The sequence below is a fragment of the Kitasatospora cheerisanensis KCTC 2395 genome, assembly GCF_000696185.1.
GTDB lineage: Bacteria > Actinomycetota > Actinomycetes > Streptomycetales > Streptomycetaceae > Kitasatospora > Kitasatospora cheerisanensis.
This window is the reverse complement of record NZ_KK853997.1, coordinates 4,775,983-4,795,738: the sequence shown is the minus strand read 5'-3', so window position 1 is coordinate 4,795,738 and position 19,756 is coordinate 4,775,983. Positions and strand designations below refer to the sequence as shown.

The 19,756-nt window shown below is 73.3% G+C and carries 17 protein-coding genes, 2 tRNA genes and 1 pseudogene; 7 read left to right on the top strand and 13 right to left on the bottom strand.

The genetic code is table 11. The annotated features are described in order from the left end of the window. Positions 1–235 precede the first annotated feature (235 nt). Entirely contained in the window at positions 236–691 is a 456-nt protein-coding gene (locus KCH_RS21830) for a YwqJ-related putative deaminase (protein WP_084223837.1), read from the top strand. A gap of 85 nt (positions 692–776) precedes the next feature. Next, positions 777–1,238 carry an SUKH-3 domain-containing protein gene (locus KCH_RS21825; RefSeq protein ID WP_341865401.1) on the top strand — a complete coding sequence of 154 codons (462 nt, stop codon included), beginning with the start codon at positions 777–779 and terminating at the stop codon, positions 1,236–1,238. Positions 1,239–1,281: 43 nt separating this feature from the next. Here the strand turns inward: KCH_RS21825 and KCH_RS21820 are convergent, their stop codons facing one another. Continuing rightward, the gene (locus tag KCH_RS21820; protein WP_244305394.1) at positions 1,282–2,559 is read right to left on the bottom strand and encodes a sensor histidine kinase; all 1,278 of its coding nucleotides are present in this window, start codon (positions 2,557–2,559) and stop codon (positions 1,282–1,284) included. Between the two features lie 190 nt (positions 2,560–2,749). Here KCH_RS21820 and ppc point away from each other — a divergent pair, with 190 nt between their 5' ends. Then, entirely contained in the window at positions 2,750–5,533 is a 2,784-nt protein-coding gene (gene ppc, locus KCH_RS21815; RefSeq protein ID WP_051653321.1) for a phosphoenolpyruvate carboxylase, read from the top strand. Between the two features lie 74 nt (positions 5,534–5,607). Here the strand turns inward: ppc and KCH_RS21810 are convergent, their stop codons facing one another. The 6 genes from KCH_RS21810 to KCH_RS21785 form a co-directional block, all read right to left on the bottom strand. Next, positions 5,608–5,790, bottom strand: a complete 183-nt coding sequence (locus KCH_RS21810) for an LPXTG cell wall anchor domain-containing protein (RefSeq protein WP_035865366.1) — start codon at positions 5,788–5,790, stop codon at positions 5,608–5,610. A gap of 207 nt (positions 5,791–5,997) precedes the next feature. Continuing rightward, a complete protein-coding gene (gene pth / locus KCH_RS21805; RefSeq protein WP_035865364.1) occupies positions 5,998–6,573 on the bottom strand; it encodes an aminoacyl-tRNA hydrolase in 576 nt (191 codons plus the stop codon). Between the two features lie 118 nt (positions 6,574–6,691). Further along, positions 6,692–7,291: a 50S ribosomal protein L25/general stress protein Ctc gene (locus KCH_RS21800; protein ID WP_035865360.1), complete on the bottom strand. Its 600-nt coding sequence runs from the start codon at positions 7,289–7,291 to the stop codon at positions 6,692–6,694. 279 nt (positions 7,292–7,570) lie between these two features. Further along, complete coding sequence (locus KCH_RS21795) at positions 7,571–8,551, bottom strand: ribose-phosphate diphosphokinase (RefSeq protein ID WP_035865357.1); 981 nt, start codon at positions 8,549–8,551, stop codon at positions 7,571–7,573. 155 nt (positions 8,552–8,706) lie between these two features. Further along, positions 8,707–10,152, bottom strand: coding sequence for a bifunctional UDP-N-acetylglucosamine diphosphorylase/glucosamine-1-phosphate N-acetyltransferase GlmU (gene glmU / locus KCH_RS21790; protein WP_035865355.1), 1,446 nt, complete (start codon positions 10,150–10,152; stop codon positions 8,707–8,709). A 91-nt stretch (positions 10,153–10,243) separates the two neighbouring features. Next, positions 10,244–10,314: transfer RNA gene (locus KCH_RS21785), tRNA-Gln, on the bottom strand. 242 nt (positions 10,315–10,556) lie between these two features. On the opposite strand from KCH_RS21785, the gene KCH_RS21780 reads away from it, so the two are divergent. Genes KCH_RS21780 through KCH_RS21770 form a run of 3 tightly spaced genes read left to right on the top strand, consistent with a single transcriptional unit; the run spans position 10,557 to position 13,137 of the window. Continuing rightward, positions 10,557–11,519, top strand: a complete 963-nt coding sequence (locus tag KCH_RS21780) for an acyl-CoA desaturase (RefSeq protein WP_035865352.1) — start codon at positions 10,557–10,559, stop codon at positions 11,517–11,519. After that, positions 11,516–12,229, top strand: coding sequence for a TetR/AcrR family transcriptional regulator (locus KCH_RS21775; RefSeq protein WP_063750173.1), 714 nt, complete (start codon positions 11,516–11,518; stop codon positions 12,227–12,229). The genes KCH_RS21780 and KCH_RS21775 overlap by 4 nt, the downstream gene beginning before the upstream one ends. Before the next feature lie 56 nt (positions 12,230–12,285). Then, positions 12,286–13,137 carry a DMT family transporter gene (locus tag KCH_RS21770; protein ID WP_035865350.1) on the top strand — a complete coding sequence of 284 codons (852 nt, stop codon included), beginning with the start codon at positions 12,286–12,288 and terminating at the stop codon, positions 13,135–13,137. 28 nt (positions 13,138–13,165) lie between these two features. On the opposite strand, the gene KCH_RS21765 is transcribed toward KCH_RS21770, so the two are convergent. Continuing rightward, positions 13,166–13,987 carry a methyltransferase domain-containing protein gene (locus KCH_RS21765; RefSeq protein WP_244305393.1) on the bottom strand — a complete coding sequence of 274 codons (822 nt, stop codon included), beginning with the start codon at positions 13,985–13,987 and terminating at the stop codon, positions 13,166–13,168. A gap of 90 nt (positions 13,988–14,077) precedes the next feature. Between KCH_RS21765 and KCH_RS21760 the strand changes: the two genes are divergently transcribed. Next, complete coding sequence (locus KCH_RS21760; RefSeq protein WP_035865345.1) at positions 14,078–14,575, top strand: MarR family winged helix-turn-helix transcriptional regulator; 498 nt, start codon at positions 14,078–14,080, stop codon at positions 14,573–14,575. Between the two features lie 113 nt (positions 14,576–14,688). Here KCH_RS21760 and KCH_RS21755 read toward each other — a convergent pair whose 3' ends face one another. The 5 genes and pseudogenes from KCH_RS21755 to KCH_RS21735 all read right to left on the bottom strand — a co-directional run bounded on the left by KCH_RS21755 (position 14,689) and on the right by KCH_RS21735 (position 19,561). Beyond that, positions 14,689–16,254 carry a polysaccharide biosynthesis protein gene (locus KCH_RS21755; RefSeq protein WP_084223833.1) on the bottom strand — a complete coding sequence of 522 codons (1,566 nt, stop codon included), beginning with the start codon at positions 16,252–16,254 and terminating at the stop codon, positions 14,689–14,691. A gap of 33 nt (positions 16,255–16,287) precedes the next feature. Then, positions 16,288–17,180: pseudogene (locus KCH_RS39930) on the bottom strand (LuxR C-terminal-related transcriptional regulator). A gap of 142 nt (positions 17,181–17,322) precedes the next feature. Continuing rightward, on the bottom strand, positions 17,323–18,282 hold the full coding sequence (gene galE, locus KCH_RS21745) for a UDP-glucose 4-epimerase GalE (RefSeq protein ID WP_035865343.1): 960 nt from the start codon (positions 18,280–18,282) through the stop codon (positions 17,323–17,325). A gap of 388 nt (positions 18,283–18,670) precedes the next feature. Further along, positions 18,671–19,330, bottom strand: coding sequence for a LuxR C-terminal-related transcriptional regulator (locus KCH_RS21740; RefSeq protein ID WP_035865341.1), 660 nt, complete (start codon positions 19,328–19,330; stop codon positions 18,671–18,673). Between the two features lie 158 nt (positions 19,331–19,488). Continuing rightward, positions 19,489–19,561: transfer RNA gene (locus KCH_RS21735), tRNA-Thr, on the bottom strand. Positions 19,562–19,756 lie beyond the last annotated feature (195 nt).

The window sequence follows — 19,756 nt, the reverse complement described above, 5'->3', positions numbered from 1 at the left end:
GGCCCGGCCGGGCCCGTCGAGGCACAATCGGAAAAACCGGTGAACGCCACCAGGGGCGTGCGGTACGGGAGTTCGGCCCTCCGTACACCTCAGTGCGCCCCGTGTCGCACCCCGGCGCGGCGCGTGCCGAATCGGTTTGGCAGGCTGGATGCTCTGGGGTGAGGATTCACCGTCCGTCAACAAACCCCCGGCAGCGGAGAACTGCCGGTGTGCCGCACAACGTCGAGGAGCAGTCATGGACCGGTCGGGCCCGCCGCCCGTGTTGCGCCACCAGCGCGACAGCCTGCTGCCCGCGGTGGCGGCGGCGTTGATGCTGCGCGGCGGCGAGGTGCACACGCTGGCCGGGGAGAAGTCCGACCTGGCGCCGATGCTGCACCCGCTGGTCGGCGAGTTCCTGGCCGCGCTGCCGGTCGACAAGCGCGAGCGGTTCCTCGGCCGCTGCCCGGAGCCGGCGCTGCTCTCGCAGTTCCTCGGGCAGGTCGACGCGTCGCGCTCGAAGCGGGCCGCGCGCAAGCCGATGACGGTGCAGGAGGCGCGCAAGGCGCTGAAGGGCGCCCGGATGACGACGGTGCGGATCCGCGAGGAGGGGGATCCCGCGCACGGCACGCACGCGCCGCCGTGCCGTTCCTGCGGTCCGCTGCTGGATCATCTGAACGTGGCCAGCGTCGCGGTCGGGCCGCCCGGCCGCTGACACCACCCCTGTTCCCCGTCCCCGAACCACGGAGCACGTCCTGAACGCCAGCACCGTCCGCACCCAGCCCCGCTTCCCGGCCGACGTGGCCGCCGCCCTCAAGCAGGCCGGCTGGCACCCGGGACGGTGGGAGATCCGCCAGGCCGAGCAGTGGGCCGACGCGATGGTCGCGTACGGCGGCCCGCTGGACCCGCAGCACTCGGTGTTCCCCGCCGCGATCGAGGCCTGGGCCGAGTTCGGCGGCCTCGCCTTCGACGTGCCGGGCCCGGGGCGGACGCTGGCCCGCACGCCGTTCCTGCTCGACCCGCGCCGCGGCCTGCACGCCCCGCGCACCCTCGCCGACCTGGGCCGCGCCCTGGACACCCGGCTCGCCCCGCTCGGCGAGGAGATGTTCGGGCAGGCCCTGCTGGCCATCGACGAGCAGGGCCGGGTCTACAGCCTCGACCACACCGGCGAGTGGTTCCTCGGCCACAGCGTGGACCAGGCGCTGGCCACCCTGGTCCTGGGCCTCGTCCCGCACCGGCTGCGCACCGCCGCCGAGGACTGACGGGCCGCCGGGAAGCGACGGCCCGCCGCATACTGGCGGTTCGTCAGACCAGCGGGTCGGCGGCCAGCCGCAGCCGGGACGGCAGCACCGCCTCGACCCGGAAGCCGCCGTCGTCCTCCGGCCCGGCGTGGAACATCCCGCCGAGCGCCATCACCCGCTCGCGCATCCCGACCAGCCCGTTGCCGCCGCTGGGCAGCGCCACCCGCAGCGCCGCGCCGCCCGGGCAGTCGTTCACCACCGACACCCGCACCCCGTTCGGCACGTACGCGAGCAGCACCGCCACCTGCGCCCCGCCGGCGTGCTTGTGGGCGTTCGTCAGGCCCTCCTGGACGACCCGGAACGCGGTCTGCTCGGCCTCCGCCACGTAGCCGCGGTGCTCGCCGCTGACGGTCAGCGAGACCGCCATGCCGGCCGCCCTGGACTGCTCGACCAGCTCCGGCAGTTCGGCGAGGCCGCCGACCGGCGCCTCGACCTGCTCCTGCGGCTCGGTCATCCGCAGCACCCCGAGGATCTCCCGCAGCTCGTCCAGCGCCTGCCGGCCGACCTCGCCGATCAGCGCGGCCGACTGCTGGGCCTTCGCCGGGTCCTTCGGGACGATCCGCTCCACCGCCGCCGCGTGCACCACCATCAGGCTGACCCGGTGGGCGACCACGTCGTGCATCTCCCGGGCGATCCGGGTGCGCTCCTCGACCCGGGCCCGCCAGGCGCGCTCCCGCGCCTGCTCGGCGAGCAGCGTCAGCTCGGTCTCCAGGCCCTCCGCGCGGTCCCGCAGCGACTCCACCAGCCGGCGCCGCGCCCCCACGTACAGGCCGGTCACCACCGGGGCGACGGCCATGCCGACCGCGACGAACGCGGAGACGATCACCAGCACCCAGCCCGGCGGCACGGTGTCCGGCGGCGGTGCGGCCTGCGGGGCCGGCGCGAACATCGCGAACAGCACCATCCCGAAGGTCTCCACCGTGGCGACCGAGGACAGGCCGATCACCCGGGCCCGCCGGGTCGGCCACTCCCAGGTGGCCGCCAGCGTGTACAGCGACACCACCAGCAGGATCACGCCGAAGAAGCCCGGCACGAACACCAGCGCCACCAGCACCGGCAACGCGGGCCACCGGCGCCGCACCACCAGGGTGGTGCCGGCCAGCGCCCCGAGCACCACCGCGACCGCCACGGCCGCGGTGCCCAGGTCGAACCGGACCCTGAACAGCCCGTACGCCCCGAACGCGCACTCCGCCGCCGCGGCCACCGCCAACACCACGTCAAGCGCCGCGCCGCGCCTCCGCGCCCACCACCACATGCCGTCCCCCGCCGGCCGCTCACTCATGTGGAACACCATACGCAGGAGGGGCTCCGCCGGAGGGGGCGCCACCGGCAGCACGCCCGCCCGCGGTGTCCGCCATCCGGCCACCTCTCCGTTCTGGCACCGGGTGCCACCTATGCTGTTGCCCGTCGGACAGCGCGGTCCGTACCTGCAGAGCCGTTGCCGAACACCCCACCACCACAGGGAGCCAGCCGTGACCGCTCCGGACAACCCGACCCAGCTCGCCGACCCGGCGGACAACGCCGCGCTGCGTGCGGACATCCGCCGCCTCGGTGATCTGCTCGGAGAGACTCTCGTGCGTCAGGAGGGCCCGGAACTGCTGGGCCTGGTCGAGCAGGTGCGCCTGCTGAGCCGTACCGACGGCGAGGCGACGGCGCAGTTGCTGGCGGAGATCGACCTGGACACCGCCGCGAAGCTGGTGCGCGCGTTCTCCACCTACTTCCACCTCGCGAACGTCACCGAACAGGTGCACCGCGGCCGGGAGTTCGCGTCCCGCCGGGCCCGTGAGGGCTCGGTGCTGGCGCAGACCGCCGACCAGTTGAAGGAGGCGGACCCGAAGCACCTGGCCGACACGCTGGCGAACCTCGCGGTGCGCCCGGTGTTCACCGCGCACCCGACCGAGGCGGCCCGCCGCAGCGTGCTGAACAAGCTGCGCCGGGTCGGCGAGCTGCTGGAGCGGATCCACCGCGAGCAGGCGGCGACCGGCCAGGTGGACACCGCCCGGCAGACCTCGGCGCGCCGTCAGGCGGACCGCCGGCTGGCCGAGGTGATCGACCTGCTCTGGCAGACCGACGAGCTGCGGATCGCCCGCCCGGAGCCGACCGACGAGGCCCGCAACGCCGTCTACTACCTGGACGAGCTGTACCGCGAGGCGGTGCCGGCGGTGCTGGAGGAGCTGCACGAGGAGCTCGCCCGGGTCGGCCTGACCCTGCCGGAGGGGGTGCGTCCGCTGACCTTCGGCACCTGGATCGGCGGCGACCGCGACGGCAACCCGAACGTCACCCCGCAGGTCACCTGGGACGTGCTCAACCTCCAGCACGAGTACGGCATCAAGGACGCGCTGGCGGCCATCGACGACCTGCGGGCCTCGCTGTCCACCTCGGTGCGGCTGGCGGGCGCCTCGGAGGAGCTGCTCGCCTCGCTGGACGCGGACCTGACGCACCTTCCGGAGCTGAGCCCGCGCTACAAGCGCATGAACGCCGAGGAGCCGTACCGGCTGAAGGCCACCTGCATCCGGATCAAGCTGGAGAACACCCGGGACCGGCTGGCCGCCGGCACCCCGCACGTGCTGGGCCGCGACTACGTCGGCACCCGGGACCTGCTCGCCGACCTGCGGCTGATCCAGGACTCGCTGCGCGCGCACCGCGGCGGCCTGATCGCCGACGGCCGGCTGGCCCGGGCGATCCGCACCATCGAGGCGTTCGGCCTGCAGCTGGCCACCATGGACGTCCGCGAGCACGCCGAGGCGCACCACCACGCGCTGGGCCAGCTGTTCGACCGGCTCGGCGAGGAGGCGTGGCGCTACACCGACATGCCGCGCGAGTACCGGCAGCGCCTGCTGTCGAAGGAGATGCGCTCGCGCCGCCCGCTGGCCCCGACCCCGGCCCCGCTGGACGCGGCGGGCGCGAAGACGCTGGGCGTGTTCAGCACCATCCGGCAGGGCTTCGAGCGGTTCGGCGACGAGATCGTCGAGTCGTACATCATCTCGATGTGCCAGGGCGCGGACGACGTGTTCGCGGCCGTGGTGCTGGCCCGCGAGGCGGGGCTGATCGACCTGCACGCCGGGATCGCCAAGATCGGCATCGTGCCGCTGCTGGAGACCACCGACGAGCTCCAGCAGGCCGACCGGATCCTGGAGGAGATGCTCTCCGACCCGTCGTACCGGCTGCTGGTGTCGCTGCGCGGGGACGTCCAGGAGGTCATGCTCGGCTACTCGGACTCGTCGAAGTTCGGCGGCATCACCACCTCGCAGTGGGAGATCCACCGCGCCCAGCGCCGGCTGCGCGACGTCGCGCACCGGTACGGGATCCGGCTGCGGCTGTTCCACGGCCGGGGCGGCACGGTGGGCCGCGGCGGCGGCCCCTCGCACGAGGCGATCCTCGCCCAGCCCTGGGGCACCCTGGAGGGCGAGATCAAGGTCACCGAGCAGGGCGAGGTGATCTCCGACAAGTACCTGCTGCCGTCGCTGGCCCGGGAGAACCTGGAGCTGACCCTCTCCGCCACGCTGGCCGCGTCCGCGCTGCACACCGCGCCGCGCCAGGCCCCGGAGGAGCTGGCCCGCTGGGACGCCGCGATGGACCGGGTGTCGGAGGCCGCGCACACCTCGTACCGGGCCCTGGTGGAGCAGGAGGACCTGCCGAAGTACTTCTTCGCGTCCACCCCGGTCGACCAGCTGGCCTCGCTGCACCTGGGCTCCCGCCCGTCCCGCCGCCCCGACAGCGGCGCCGGCCTGGACGGCCTGCGGGCCATCCCGTGGGTGTTCGGCTGGACCCAGTCCCGGCAGATCGTGCCCGGCTGGTACGGCGTCGGCTCCGGCCTGGCGGCGGCCCGCGCGGCGGGCCTGTCGGACGTGCTCGACGAGATGTACGGGAGCTGGCACTTCTTCCGCAACTTCCTGTCCAACGTCGCGATGACGCTGGCCAAGACCGACCTGCGGATCGCCCGCCACTACGTCGAGCAGCTGGTACCGGGCGAGCTGCGGCACGTCTTCGACCAGATCGTCGCCGAGCACGACCTGACGATGCGTGAGGTGCTGCGGCTGACCGGGGAGTCGGAGCTGCTGGAGCACAACGAGGTCCTGAAGCAGACCTTCACCGTCCGCGACGCCTACCTCGACCCGATCTCCTACCTCCAGGTGGCGCTGCTGCGCCGCCAGCGCGAGGAGGTCGCGCTGGGCCGCCCGGAGGACCCGCTGCGGGCCCGGGCGCTGCTGCTGACCGTCAACGGCATCGCGGCGGGCCTGCGCAACACCGGCTGACCGCCCCGGAAGCACGACGAGGTCCGCTCCGCCGTCGGCGGGGCGGACCTCGTCCGTTCCTGCTGCTCCGCGGCTCAGGCCTTCTTGCGCTTGCGCAGCCAGGCGGCCGCGCCGCCGGCCACCACCACCAGGCCGCCGCCGACGGCGTACACGCCGGCCGAGCCGACGGAGCCGGTGGGCGGGGCGAGTTGGGCCGCGGCCGGCTCGGGGCGGCGGAGGCGGCGGGCTCGGCGGCCAGCGCGGGCGAGGCGGCCCATCCCCCGGCGGCCAGGCACAGCACGGTGCCACCGACGACCTTGCCCACGCGCTTCGAGCGGATCACGCCCCATACCCCCAGTGACGGCATTTCAATCCTTGTGCACCGGGTCCGACGGTATCCGATCCGGGGCGGGTTCTGACCCCCAGTCAGCTTCCACGGGGCAAGCGTTGCATGAACGTTGTGCACGGAGGGTGGTCGTGGCCGGTCAGGAGTTGTAGTTCTGCTGCGCGCGTTCGAGGCCGTCGGCGAGCAGGGCCTCGACGGCGTCGGCGGAGCGGTCCACGAACCAGTCCAGGTCCTTGCGCTCGGTGGACGAGAAGTCCTTGAGCACGAAGTCGGCGACCTCCATCCGGCCGGGCGGGCGGCCGATGCCGCAGCGCACCCGGTGGTAGTCGGGGCCGAGCGACTTGGTGATGGACTTCAGGCCGTTGTGGCCGTTGTCGCCGCCGCCGAGCTTGAGCCGCAGCGCCGAGTAGTCGAGGTCGAGTTCGTCGTGGACGGCGACGATCGCCGAGGCCGGCACCTTGTAGAAGTCGCGCAGCGCGGTGACCGGCCCGCCCGAGAGGTTCATGAAGCTCATCGGCTTGGCCAGGATCGCGCGCTTGCCGGAGAGGCGTCCTTCGGCGACCTGGGCGCGGCTCTTGTGGGCCTTGAACTTGGCGCCCATCCGCTGGGCCAGCAGGTCGACCACCATGAAGCCGATGTTGTGCCGGTTGCGGGCGTAGCCGTCGCCGGGGTTGCCGAGGCCCACCACCAGCCAGGGGCCGTCGTACTCGCTCATGCCGCTCCTCACGCGGGTGTCGTTGCGTCGTCCATCATCCCGGACACGCCGCTGCCCCGGCCGCCCGCAGAAGAGAGCGGGAGCGGCCGGGGCAGCGGTACTGCGAAGATCGCGAGGATCAGGCCTCGACGGCAGCCTCGTCGGCGCCCTCGGCGGCCTCTTCCTCGGTGGCCTCGGGGGCCTGGGCGCCGATGACCTGGAGGACGACGGCGTCGGCCTCGACGGCCAGGGAGACGCCGGCCGGCAGGGCGATGTCGCCGGCGGTGATGGAGGCGCCGGCCTCCAGGCCCTCGACGGAGACGGTGACCGACTCGGGCAGGTGGGTGGCCTCGGCCTCGATCGGGAGGGCGTTCAGCACGTTCTCGATCAGGTTGCCGCCGGGGGCCAGCTCGCCCTCGGTGTGGACCGGGATCTCGACGGTGACCTTCTCGCCGCGCTTGACCAGCAGCAGGTCGACGTGCTCGATGGTGCGCTTGATGGCCTCGCGCTGGACGGCCTTCGGCAGGACGTACTCGTCCTTGCCCTCGATCGGAACGACCAGCAGGGCGTTCGGGGTCTTCAGGGCCATCATCAGGTCGTGGCTCGGCAGGTTCAGGTGAACCGGGGTGTGGCCGTGGCCGTAGACGACACCGGGGACGAAGCCGGCGCGGCGGGCGCGACGGGCGGCACCCTTGCCGAACTCGGTGCGGGACTCAGCGGCGATGCGGATCTCGGACACGACTGCACTCCTCGGAAATGCGCAGGGGTGCAGGAACGACAGAACCGCCGGGCCACACCCTCAAGTACGTTTTGGGGGGACACTCGGCGGTTCGATCAAAGCGCATCGTTCTCGCGCGTCGATCACGGAGCACCAGAAATTGGGCATCCCTCGCCGAGCAGTCTCCCCAGCCTAACCGGGCGGTGGCGCGGACGTGAAATCGGCCCCCGGTTCCGGGGCGGAACCGAGGGCCGATCAAGGGTCTGACGAGGGATCAGTTCCCCCGCCGGACGCGCGGGATCAGTGCACGCCCTCGAACAGGCTGGTGACCGAGCCGTCCTCGAAGACCTCGCGCACGGCGGCGGCGATCGACGGGGCGATCGACAGCGTGGTGATCTTGTCGAGCTGGAGCTGGGCCGGGGTGGGCAGCGTGTTGGTGAACACGAACTCGCTGACCCGGGAGTTCTTCAGGCGGTCCGCGGCCGGGCCGGAGAGCACGCCGTGGGTGGCGGCCACGATGACGTCGGCGGCGCCGGCGTCGAACAGCGCGTCGGCGGCGGCGCAGATGGTGCCGGCGGTGTCGATCATGTCGTCGACCAGCACGCAGGTGCGGCCGCGGACGTCACCGACCACCTCGGCGGAGAGGATGGTGTTGGCCTGCGACATGTCGCGGCGCTTGTGGATGATCGCCAGCGGGGCGCCCAGGCGGTCGCACCACTGGTCGGCGACCTTCACGCGGCCGGCGTCCGGCGAGACGATGGTCAGCTTGGACCGGTCGGCGACCCGGTCGCCCACGTAGTCGGCCAGCATCGGCAGCGCGAACAGGTGGTCCACCGGGCCGTCGAAGAAGCCCTGGATCTGCGCGGTGTGCAGGTCGACGGCCATCAGGCGGTCGGCACCGGCCTGGCGCAGCAGGTCGGCGATCAGGCGGGCCGAGATGGGCTCGCGGCCGAGGTGCTTCTTGTCCTGCCGGGCGTAGCCGTAGAACGGGAGGATCGCGGTGATGCTGCGGGCCGACGCGCGCTTCAGCGCGTCGATCATGATCAGCTGCTCCATGATCCACTGGTTGATCGGAGCCGTGTGGCTCTGGATCACGAAGCAGTCGGCGCCGCGGGCGGAGTCCAGGAAGCGGACGTAGATCTCGCCGTTGGCGAAGTCCAGGGCCTTGGTCGGGACGAGTTCGGTGCCCAGCGCGCGGGCGACCTCCTCGGCAAGTTCCGGGTGGGCTCGACCGGAGAAGAGTTTCAGCTTCTTCTCGCCGGAGGTCGTGATCCCGCTCACTGCACCGTCTCCTCGTGTATTTGCCACTCAGGGTGAGTACGCCGAGGCACGGCCCAGCAGGCCCGATGGCGCACGTATGTACTTCAGGTTACGCGCCCCGGACCGCGGCCGACGGCCGGGGACCACTCCTCAAGATCCCCGGCCGCCCCCTCCGGCTACTCCGTCCCGGCCGCCTCGGCAGCCGCGCGGGCGGACGCCGAACCGGGCCGCTTCCGCTCAACCCAGCCTGCGATGTTGCGCTGCTGGGCCCGCGCGACGCCCAGCGAACCGGCCGGAACGTCGTTGGTGATCACGGATCCGGCGGCCGTGTAGGCGCCGTCACCCACCGTCACCGGGGCGATGAACATGTTGTCGGAACCCGTGCGGCAGTGGGCCCCGATGACCGTCCGGTGCTTGTTCACGCCGTCGTAGTTCACTGTGACCGACGCCGCACCCACATTCGTGCCCTCGCCGATCGTCGCGTCCCCGATGTACGACAGGTGCGGGACCTTCGCGCCCTCGCCGAGCTCCGAGTTCTTGATCTCCACGTAGGTGCCGACCTTCGCCTTCCGGGCCAGCACGGTGCCCGGCCGCAGGTACGCGTACGGGCCGACCGACGCCTCCGGGCCGACCTCGGCGCGGTCCGCCGTGGTGTTGCTCACACGGGCGCCCGCGCCGACCTTCGTGTCGGTCAGCGTGCTGTGCGGGCCGACCTCGCAGCCCTCGCCGAGGTGGGTCGCGCCGCACAGCTGGGTGCCGGGGTGCACCAGCGCGTCCGGCTCGTAGGTCACCTGGACGTCCAGCCAGGTGGAGGCCGGGTCGACCACCGTCACGCCGGCCCGCATGGCGCGCTCCAGCAGCCGGTCGTTGAGCAGCCGGCGGGCCTCGGCCAGCTGCACCCGGTCGTTGATGCCGACGATCTCGCGGTGGTCGGCGGCCACCACCGCGCCCACCCGGTGGCCCTCGCGGCGCAGGATCTCCAGGGTGTCGGTCAGGTACTCCTCGCCCTGCGCGTTGTCGGTGCCGACCAGCGACAGCGCGTGCGCCAGCAGCTTGGCGTCGAACGCGAACACCCCGGAGTTGATCTCGCGGATCTCCAGCTGCTCGGCGCTCGCGTCCTTGTGCTCGACGATCGCGGCGACCGCGCCGTCCGCGCCGCGCAGGATCCGGCCGTAGCCGGTGGCGTCCGGGACCAGCGCGGTCAGCACGGTGACGCCGTTGCCCTGCTCGGCGTGCGCGGCGGCCAGCGCGGACAGCGTGCCGCCGGTGAGCAGCGGGGCGTCGCCGGTGGTGACCAGCACGGTGCCGTCCAGCTCCACGCCGTCGGCGGCCAGCGCCTGGAGCGCGGTGCGCACGGCGTGGCCGGTGCCGTTCTGCTCGGCCTGGACGACCGGGCGGGCCGCCGGGTAGTGCTCGGCCAGGTGCGCCTGCACCAGTTCGCGCAGGTGGCCGATCACCACGAGCAGCTGACCGGGCGTCAGTTCCTGGGCGGCGGACACCGCGTGGCCCACCAGGGAGCGGCCGCAGATCTCGTGCAGCACCTTCGGCAGGGCCTTGGACTTCATCCGGGTTCCGCCCCCGGCGGCGAGCACGATCACGGCTGCGGGCTGGTTTGCACTCACGCGGGGAGACTCCTCGGTCGATGCGGGGTGAGGGTGCACCGAGAATACCGAGGCGGGGTGGGCGGAAAACGACCGAAACGGTCGGAAGGGGCTCCGCCGCTAGGATTCGAACCCAGACAAAGGCCTCCAAAGGGCCCTGTGCTGCCATTACACCACGGCGGAAAAGCGCGGTGGCCGCGCCCAGCACAGCCTACGGGTTGACGGCCCGTAGCTCCACCACCTTCCGGCGAAGCACGCGGACGGCGCCCCGCCCCACGGCGGCCGTCCGCCGGGAAGCGGGCCGGCGAACTCCGCGACACGTCCGCGCACGGGCCTTCCGCTTGCCCCTGTCCGCTACCTACGATGCCGTAGGTTACGGAATCGTAGGTATCCGCTGGCACCACCCTCCTCCCCCGGGACGCGCCATGACCATCCAGGCCGGGCAGGCGCCGCCGAGCGCCGCCGAGGACCTCATCCCCCGACTGTCCGCCACCAGGGGCGGCGAGAAACAGGGCGCCCTGGAACGGGCCACCCTCGCCCTGTTCATCGCGGTGCCGTTCCTGGCGCTGCTGGCCGCCGTCCCGGTGGCCTGGGGCCGGGGGCTGTCCTGGCTGGACGCCGGCCTCGCCGTCGGCATGTACTTCCTCACCTGCCACGGCATCACCGTCGGCTACCACCGCTACTTCACCCACGGCGCGTTCAAGGCCAACCGGGCGCTGCGGCTGGGCCTCGCCGTGCTCGGCTCGCTCGCCGTCGAGGGCCCGCTGGTGCGCTGGGTCGCCGACCACCGCAAGCACCACCGGTTCTCCGACAAGGACGGCGACCCGCACTCCCCGTGGCGCTACGGCGAGTCCCTGCCCGCCCTGCTCAAGGGCCTGTGGTGGGCGCACATGGGCTGGATGTTCGACGAGGAGCAGACCCCGCAGCTCAAGTACGCGCCGGACCTGGTCCGCGACCCGGCCATAAGGCGCATCTCCCGGCTGTTCTGGCTGTGGACCACGCTGTCGCTGGGCCTGCCGCCGCTGATCGGCGGCCTGGCCACCTGGAGCTGGCAGGGTGCGCTGTCCGCCTTCTTCTGGGGCTCGCTGGTCCGGGTCGCACTGCTGCACCACGTCACCTGGTCGATCAACTCGATCTGTCACGCGGTCGGTTCACGCCCCTTCAGGTCCCGGGACAAGTCCGGCAACGTGTGGTGGCTGGCGGTGCTGTCCTGCGGCGAGTCCTGGCACAACCTGCACCACGCCGACCCGACCTCGGCCCGGCACGGCGTGCTGCGCGGCCAGGTCGACTCCTCGGCGCGGGTGATCCGCTGGTTCGAGCGGGCGGGCTGGGCCACCGACGTCCGCTGGCCGGGTGCGGAGCGGATCGCCGCCCGCCGCGCCGCATGAGGCAGCGCCTACAGCATGATGGAGGGGTGAACGGGACCAACGGAGACAGCGGCGGCCATCAGCAGCCTTCGCGGCGCGGCGGGGGCAAGACGAGCGGCCGGGTGCGGATGACCGGCAAGCAGCGGCGCGAGCAGCTGCTGGAGATCGGCCGGTCGGTCTTCGCCGAACGCGGCTACGACGGCACCTCGGTGGAGGAGATCGCCGAACGCGCCGGGGTCTCCAAGCCCGTCGTCTACGAGCACTTCGGCGGCAAGGAGGGCCTGTACGCGGTGGTCGTCGACCGCGAGATGCAGCTCCTGCTGGACATGGTCACCGGCGCGCTCACCGGCGGGCACTCCCGGGAGCTGCTGGAGCAGGCCGCGTTCGCGTTGATGGACTACATCGACACCTCCACCGACGGCTTCAAGATCCTGGTCCGGGACTCCCCGGTGGCCCAGTCCACCGGCTCGTTCGCCTCGCTGATCAGCGACATCGCCACCCAGGTCGAGGACATCCTCGGCCTGGAGTTCAAGTCCCGGGGCTTCGACGCCAGGCTGGCGCCGATGTACTCGCAGATGCTGGTCGGCATGGTGGCGCTGACCGGCCAGTGGTGGCTGGAAGTGCGCAAGCCCGCCAAGGCGGAGGTCGCCGCCCACCTGGTCAACCTCGCCTGGCACGGCCTGGAGGGCCTGGAGCGGCACCCGACGCTGGTCGGCGACCGCAAGAACTGACCGGCCCGGCCCCGCCACCGGGGCCACCGGGCCGACACGCACGACAGGGGAACCCGTTGGCGGTCTTCCTGCTGGCCCTCGGCGCGGCCTGCTGCCTCGGACTCGGCTTCGTCCTGCAGCAGCACGCCGCCCAGCGCGCCCCCAGCGGCGACCTGCTGCGCTGGCGGCTGCTGCTCGACCTGATGCGGATGCCCGACTGGCTGCTCGGCATCGGCTTCATGATCGCGGGTCAGGCGCTGTCCGCCCTGGCGCTCAGCCAGGGCGAGGTCACCCTGGTCGAACCGCTGCTGGCCACCAACCTGGTCTGGGCGATGCTGCTGGCCCGCCGGATCACCGGCACCCGGCTGGGCCGCTCCGGCTGGATCGGCGTCGCCATGATCGCCCTCGGCGTCACCGCGTTCATCGCCGCCGGGCAGCCGCAGGGCGGCGGCCCCGGCGCCGGACCGCTCCGGCACTGGCTGGTCTTCGGCACCGTCTCCGGCCTCGCCCTGCTGCTGGTCTCGGTGGCCCGCCACCTCCCGCTGTTCGAGGAGGCCACCCTGCTGGCACTGGCCGCCGGCCTGCTCTACGGGCTGCAGGACGCCCTGACCCGCGCCACCTTCGACCTGATCGACGAGGACGGCGTCACCGCCGCGTTCGTCTCCTGGCAGCCGTACACGGTGATCGGCATCGGCGTGGTCGGCCTGCTGCTGGTGCAGTCCGCGTTCGAGGCGGCGCCGCTGCGGATGTCCCTGCCCGCGCTCACCGCCGCCCAGCCGCTGGCCGGCATCGCCTGCGCGGTCGGCTTCCTCGGCGACCGGGTCCGGATCACCCCCGGCGCGCTGGCCTGGCAGGCCGCCGGGCTGGCCGCGATCGTCTTCGGCGTGGTGGTGCTCGGCCGCCACCCCGCCCTGCCGGGCGCCAAGTGACGCCGCATCAGTTCCTCCGTCCGGCGGCTCAGTTCCTGACGGCCACCGCGAAGACCCGCCGGAACGGGAACACCGTGCCGTGCTCCGTCGCCGGGTACGCCTCGCGCAGCAGCGCCCCGTAGTCCGCCAGGAACTCCCGCTGCTCGGCCGGGTCCGGCAGCCGCTCCAGCACCGGCCGCAGCGCGCTGCCCTTGACCCACTCCAGCACCGGGTCCGGGCCCTGGAGGACCGTCAGGTACGTGGTCTCCCAGACGTCCGCGGTGCAGCCTGCGGCCATCAGCGCCTCCAGGTACCGGGCCGGGGCGTGGCAGGACGCGTCCGGGCGGACGGTGCCCAGCCGCTCCCGCCAGCGGGCGCCGTGCCGCAGTTCGGCGAGCAGCGTGTGGCTGGGCGCCGCGAAGTTGCCGGGCAGCTGGAACGCGATCACCCCGCCGGGGCGCAGCGCCGCCGCCCAGCGCGGCAGCAGGGCGAGGTGGTCGGCGGTCGGGGTGTCCATCCAGTGCAGGGCGGCGTTGGAGGCGATCAGGTCGGGCCGCTCGGGCGCCGGGTCGTAGGCGGTGACGTCCTGCAGCCGGTACTCCGCGCGGGGCTCGCCGGTGGTGCGGGCGGTCTCCAGCAGGGCGGGCGAGGTGTCCAGGCCGAGCAGCCGGGCCTCCGGCCAGCGCCGGCGGAGCACGGCGGTGGAGTTGCCGGGGCCGCAGCCGAGGTCCAGCACGGTGGGCCGGGGCGGGAGTTCGGGCACCCGGGCGAGCAGTTCGTTGAGCGGCCGGATGCGCTCCTCGGCGTAGCGCAGGTACTGCTTGGCGTCCCAGTCGGCGGACATGGCGGACCTCCAGAGGTATCTCGACATCAAGATATCTTTCGGACGCCGAGCGTTCCTTTGTTATCTCTTGATGTCAAGAGACTTCACATCGACACAACCCCCGATACACTGATCGTCATGGAGGACGAGGTCGACCGCCTGGTCGCAGCATGGCGCCGAGAGCGCCCCGACCTCGACGTGGAACCCCTTGAGGTCCTCAGTCGGGTGAGCCGCCTCGCCCGCCACCTGGACCGCGCCCGCCGGATCGCCTTCGCCGAGCACGGCCTCGAACCCTGGGAATTCGACGTCCTCACCGCACTGCGCCGGGCGGGCGACCCCTACCAGCTCTCCCCCGGCCAGCTCCTCACCCAGACCCTGGTCACCTCGGGCACCATGACCAACCGGATCGACCGCCTCACCACAAAGGGCCTGGTCGTCCGCCTCCCCGACCCCGACGACCGCCGCGGCGTCCTGGTCCGGCTCACCGACGCCGGCCGCGACAAGGCCGACCAGGCCCTGGCCGGCCTCCTCGCCCACGAACGCGAGATCCTCGCCCAACTGGCCCCCGCCCAGCGCACCGAACTCGCCACCCTCCTCCGCCAGTTGGTCATCCCCTTCGACCGCGCCGGACAATAGGGGCTGGTGGTTTCCGGTCTCCCGGCACCTCAAGACGCCCGAAGCAGCACGACCGCATCGCAAGGTTCGACCGTCCCGCAGACCCGGCCTCGCCGTCCCCGAGCCCCCAGAGGCTAAAAACCGTCCGGGTAGGGCGTGGCGAGCGCCGGAGGCCGGTCCGGGGCGCTCTTGTAGCCGGGGAGCAGCGCCGCCAGGCAGTCGCGGACGACCGGATCCGCGTTCGTCGTCGCCGCCGTGTAGAGCGAGGTGAGCCCCCCGGCCAGGTCCTCGACGCCGGTCGCGTTCTCCGCGGCCGTCGCGTAGATCCGCGGGTGCGCCGTGGCCAGTCGTTCCTCCGCGTCGGAGAACAGCGCCTCGTTGAGCTTCTCCCCGGCCCGCAGCCCGGTGTACTTGATCTCGACCTCGTCCGCGTCCAGCTGGACCTGTTCGGCGAAGTTGTGGACCAGGTCCACGATCCGCACCGGTTCGCCCATGTCGAGGACGAAGACCTCGCCGCCCTCGGCCATCCGTCCGGCCTCCAGGACGAGGCCGACGGCCTCCTCGATGGTCATGAAGAAGCGGGTGACGTCGGGGTGGGTGACCGTCACGGGGCCGCCGCTGCGGAGTTGTTCCTCCAGCACGGAGAGCAGCGAGCCGCGCGAGCCGAGCACGTTGCCGAAGCGGACGGCCGCGAAGACGCCGGTGCCGAGGTTGCGGGCGTCCCGCGCGTTCGCCTGGACGATCAGCTCGGCGAGGCGCTTGCTCGCGCCGAGGACGGAGGTGGGGTCCGCGGCCTTGTCGGTGGAGATCAGGACGAAGCGTTCGACGCCGGTGGCGAGTGCGGCCTCGACCAGGTGGTCGGTGCCGAGGACGTTGGACTTGACGGCCTCGCTGGGGTGGCGCTCCAGCAGCGGCAGGTGCTTGTGCGCGGCGGCGTGGAAGACCACGTCGGGGCGCAGGTCGCGGAAGATCTGCTGGATCCGGGGGCGGTCCCGGATGTCGGCGATGACCAGGGACTCGTCGGTGAGCAGCGCCTCGCCCCAGATGTCGAGCTGGAGGCGGTGCAGGTTGGACTCGTCGTGGTCGAGCATGTAGAGCGCGGCCGGCCCGAACGCCTGGACCTGGCGGCAGAGTTCGCTGCCGATGGAGCCGCCGGCGCCGGTCACCAGGACCCGGCGGCCCTCGATCACGGTGCGGACGTCGGGCGACACGACGTGCACCTCGTGCCGGCCGATCAGCCGGTTGACGTCGAGGGTGCGCAGGTCGGAGCCGACCACCTCGCGGCGCAGCGCGGACAGGAAGGACGGCAGGTAGCGGACGGCCGCGCCGGCGGCGGCCGCGGCGGTGGCGAGTTCCCGGACCCGCTGGTGCGGCAGGCCGGGGATGGCGAGGACGACCACCTGGGCGCGGTGCGCCAGGGCGAGCGCGGTGAGCTCGGCGAGCGGACCGAGGACGGGGCTGCCGGAGACGTCCCGGCCGGCCTTGGCGGGGTCGTCGTCGAGCACCCCGACGGGGGTGAGCCCGAACTCCGGGGTCCGGTCCAGGTCGCGGACCAGCGCCGTGCCGGCCGCGCCGGCCCGACGACCAGGGTGCGCAGCCCGGACGGGTCGGGCCGCTGCTCGGGGATGCGGGCGCGGGCCGCCTGCGGGCGTGCGGAAGTGCGGTTCGGCGACATCAGACCTCCGGTCTCGCTGACTCACGGAGTGGACACCTGCGGGAAGGGCGGGGCTCGTTCAGCCCGCGCCGGGGCCTGCGGTCGAGGCGACGGTCGGCGGAGGGACGGGGGCGGGCACGGCGGGCGGCCCGGGTGGTTCCGAGGGGGTGATCCCGGCCCGTCGGGCGACCGCGACCGCCGCGAGGGTGGAGTGCACCCCCAACTTGCCGAGGACGTTCTGCATGTGGGTGCGGACGGTGTGCGGGGAGAGGAACAGCCGCTCGGCCACCGCCTGTCTGCCCAGGCCGGCGACCATGCAGCGGAGCACCTCCTCCTCGCGAGGGGTGAGCGCGGCGACCAGGCGTTCGCTCTCCGAGCGGTCCCGCCGGGCGGAGGTGAGTTCGCGGACCACACCGGTCAGCAGGGCGGGCGGCAGGTGGGTCTCGTCGCGGAGCACGCCGCGCACCACGGCCATCAGCGCGCCGAGCGAACTCTCCCTGGCCACCCAGCCGTTGGCGCCGGCCTGGAGGGCGCGGACGGCCCGCTGCGGGTCGTCGGCGGCGGCCAGCACCACGGCGCGCAGCGTCGGGTGGGTGCGGCAGGCCCGGCCGACCAGGGCGATGCCGTCGCCCGGCGGCCGGGCCCGTCGGCGGGCGGCCTGACTGCCGGCCCGAAGGCCTGCGGCGGCGTCAACTGCCCGACGGCGGGGCGAGGTTGGGCCGCGACGGGGGCGTGGCGGGGCTGCGGGACGCCGCTGCGGGCGGGCGTCGGCGGGACGGCGGGGAGGTCGGCGTCGACCAGCAGCACGTCGTACGGGCGGCGTTCGGCGGCCGCCCGGTCGAGTGCGCGTTCGGCCGCGGCGGCACTGCCGGCCGCCCCGACGTCGACGTCGGGCTCGGCGGCGAGTGCCGTGGCGAGCGCCTCGGCGAAAATGCGGTGGCCGTCGACCACCAGGACGCGTATCCGCCCCATCGTCCTGCCCCCCTGCTCGTGGCCCGACCCCCACCGGTGCCTCACTCAGCGTACGGGCGGCCGCCCGCACGGCGTGGGGATTTGGTGAAGTTCCTGTACGCAGGGACTTCGGGGGTCGGAGCCGGGCCCCGAGCGGGGCAGGTCAGGCGCGGTGGGCGAGGGTGAACTCCCAGGCGTCGGCGACGATCCGGTCGAGGTCGGAGTGCTGCGGCGTCCAGCCGAGGGCCTCCCGGGCGCGGTCGGCGGCGGCCACCAGCACCGCCGGGTCGCCGGGCCGGCGGCCGGCCAGCTGCACCGGGATCTCCCGGCCGGTGACCCGCTTGACCGACTCGATCACCTCGCGCACCGAGAAGCCGGTGCCGTTGCCGAGGTTGCAGATCAGGTGCTCGCCGGGCTTGGCGGCGTCCAGCGCGAGCAGGTGCGCGGCGGCCAGGTCGGCGATGTGGATGTAGTCGCGGATGCAGGTGCCGTCCGGCGTCGGGTAGTCCTCGCCGAACACCGCGATGTGCGGGCGCTGCCCGAGCGCCGCCTGGAACACCAGCGGGATCAGGTGCGACTCCGGCTCGTGCCGCTCGCCGTAACGGCCGTACGCCCCGGCCACGTTGAAGTACCGCAGGCTGACCGCGGCCAGGCCGTGGGCGATCGCCTCGGAGGTGATCAGGTGGTCCACGGCCAGCTTGGTGGCGCCGTAGGCGTTGGTCGGCGAGGTGCGCGCGGTCTCCTTGATCGGCACCTCCTCCGGCTCGCCGTACACCGCCGCGGTGGAGGAGAACACCAGCTTGCGGACGCCGGCCTTGCGCATCGCCGACACCAGTTCGAGCGAACCGGCGACGTTGTTGCGCCAGTACTTCTCCGGGTCCGCGACCGACTCGCCGACCTGCGAGGACGCCGCGAAGTGCAGCACCCCGTCGAAGGACGCGTCGAGCACGTCGGCGGCGTCCTGGATCCGGCCGCGGACGAACTCGGCGCCGTCCGGCACGCCCTCCGCGAAGCCCGTCGACAGGTCGTCCAGCACCGTCACCCGGTGGCCCGCCTCCAGCAGGTGCGCCGCCACCACGCTGCCCACGTAGCCGGCTCCGCCCGTGACCAGGTACTTGCTCATGCCCTAGACCTCCGCAACACTCGGGTGTTCCTCGCTCCGGAGCATAGGCCACCCGGGTCGGCCGCCCGGCCGGGCCGACCAGCGCGGGTCGCGGCGCTGAGCGCCGGCGCCGCCTCGAACGGGTCGTCCCCGGCGTGGGCGACCGGCTCCGCGAACATGCCCCTCGCCCGCCCGTCGGGCGCCATCCGCGCGGTCAGCGGCCCCACCGCCGCGACCGCCTCGGGCGCCGGCTCGTACGGCAGGCCGGCGGCCCGGCCAGGTCCCGGCCGTGCACCGTCAGGTCCGTCACGGCCGGCGCACCGACCGTCGCCGCGGGCATCGCCAGCCTTCACCCGCACCGTCGGCGTCCCGCCGTCCGCCTATGCCGCGCACTGAACGGCCGCGCCGCTCACGCCAGTTGGTCGAGCAGGCCGGTCCGGGCGGCCAGTGCGGCGGCCTCCAGGCGGGACCGCGCGCCGAGCTTGGTCAGCACCCGCTGGACGTGCGTCCGGGCCGTGGACGGGGCGATCCGCATCGCCGCGGCGATCGCGGCGGTGTCCTCGCCGTCGGCGATCCGCGACAGCACCTGCACCTCCCGGCGGGTCAGCAGCCGCAGCAGCCGCACCGCCTCGTCGTCGGGCTCCGCCACCGGCCACAGCAGGTGCTCGAACGCGGCGCGCAGCACGTCCACCGCCACCGCGGCCTCCCCGGCCCGGACCCGGGCGATCGCCCGGTCCACCACGTCGATCCGCTCGTCGCTGCGCACGTAGCCCGCCGCCCCGGCGGCGAACGCGGCGGCGACCCGCCCCGGCGCGCCCAGCGGCCCCAGCACCACCACGGCGATCTCCGGCCGCTCCCGGCGCAGCCGGCGCAGCGCGTCGAACGGGTCGTCCGGCCCGGCGGCCGTCCCGAGCAGGCAGACCTCCGGCCGGCGCCCGGCCACCAGGTCCAGCACCGCGCCGCACGGCGACCCCACGCCCAGCACCCGGTGCCCGCGCTGCTGCAGGGCGGTGCCCAGCGCCTCGGCCATCAGTCGGTGGTCGTCCGCCACCACGAGCCGTGCGCTCATCCCGCCCCCTCCCCCGGTCCGGCCGACAGACGCACCATCACAGCGCATTCGTGCGCGGGCCGCCAGGGTACGTACCGGGCCGGTGCGGGATTGGCGGAGAGTCGGCGGCCCCCGGGAACGCCGAAGGCCCCGCCGAGTGGCGGGGCCTTCGTCTGCTGAGCCCCCATGCGGAATCGAACCGCAGACCTTCTCCTTACCATGGAGACGCTCTACCGACTGAGCTATAGGGGCTTGTTGCTCCGGGTTCCTCGCGGTTCCCCTTGCGACGAGGAAGACATTACATGCTCCGCGGACCCCATGGGAAATCGGTCGTGCCCAGGTCCGGGGGCTAAACTGCCCGAGAAGACCCGATCTGCCGTGCAATGTCGCCCAGCAGCCGCGAACCTCTCGTGCAGCAAAGGCGCGTGATTCCGTGTCAGCCCCCGG

Bases quoted from the DNA above. Each gene is read 5' to 3' on its own strand.
- KCH_RS21830 (WP_084223837.1), top strand. From the start codon at position 236: ATGGACCGGTCGGGCCCGCCGCCCGTGTTGCGCCACCAGCGCGACAGC.
- KCH_RS21820 (WP_244305394.1), bottom strand. From the start codon at position 2,559: ATGAGTGAGCGGCCGGCGGGGGACGGCATGTGGTGGTGGGCGCGGAGG.
- KCH_RS21810 (WP_035865366.1), bottom strand. From the start codon at position 5,790: ATGGGCCGCCTCGCCCGCGCTGGCCGCCGAGCCCGCCGCCTCCGCCGC.
- pth (WP_035865364.1), bottom strand. From the start codon at position 6,573: ATGAGCGAGTACGACGGCCCCTGGCTGGTGGTGGGCCTCGGCAACCCC.
- KCH_RS21780 (WP_035865352.1), top strand. From the start codon at position 10,557: ATGACCATCCAGGCCGGGCAGGCGCCGCCGAGCGCCGCCGAGGACCTC.
- KCH_RS21775 (WP_063750173.1), top strand. From the start codon at position 11,516: ATGAGGCAGCGCCTACAGCATGATGGAGGGGTGAACGGGACCAACGGA.
- KCH_RS21765 (WP_244305393.1), bottom strand. From the start codon at position 13,987: ATGTCGAGATACCTCTGGAGGTCCGCCATGTCCGCCGACTGGGACGCC.
- KCH_RS21760 (WP_035865345.1), top strand. From the start codon at position 14,078: ATGGAGGACGAGGTCGACCGCCTGGTCGCAGCATGGCGCCGAGAGCGC.
- galE (WP_035865343.1), bottom strand. From the start codon at position 18,282: ATGAGCAAGTACCTGGTCACGGGCGGAGCCGGCTACGTGGGCAGCGTG.
- KCH_RS21740 (WP_035865341.1), bottom strand. From the start codon at position 19,330: ATGAGCGCACGGCTCGTGGTGGCGGACGACCACCGACTGATGGCCGAG.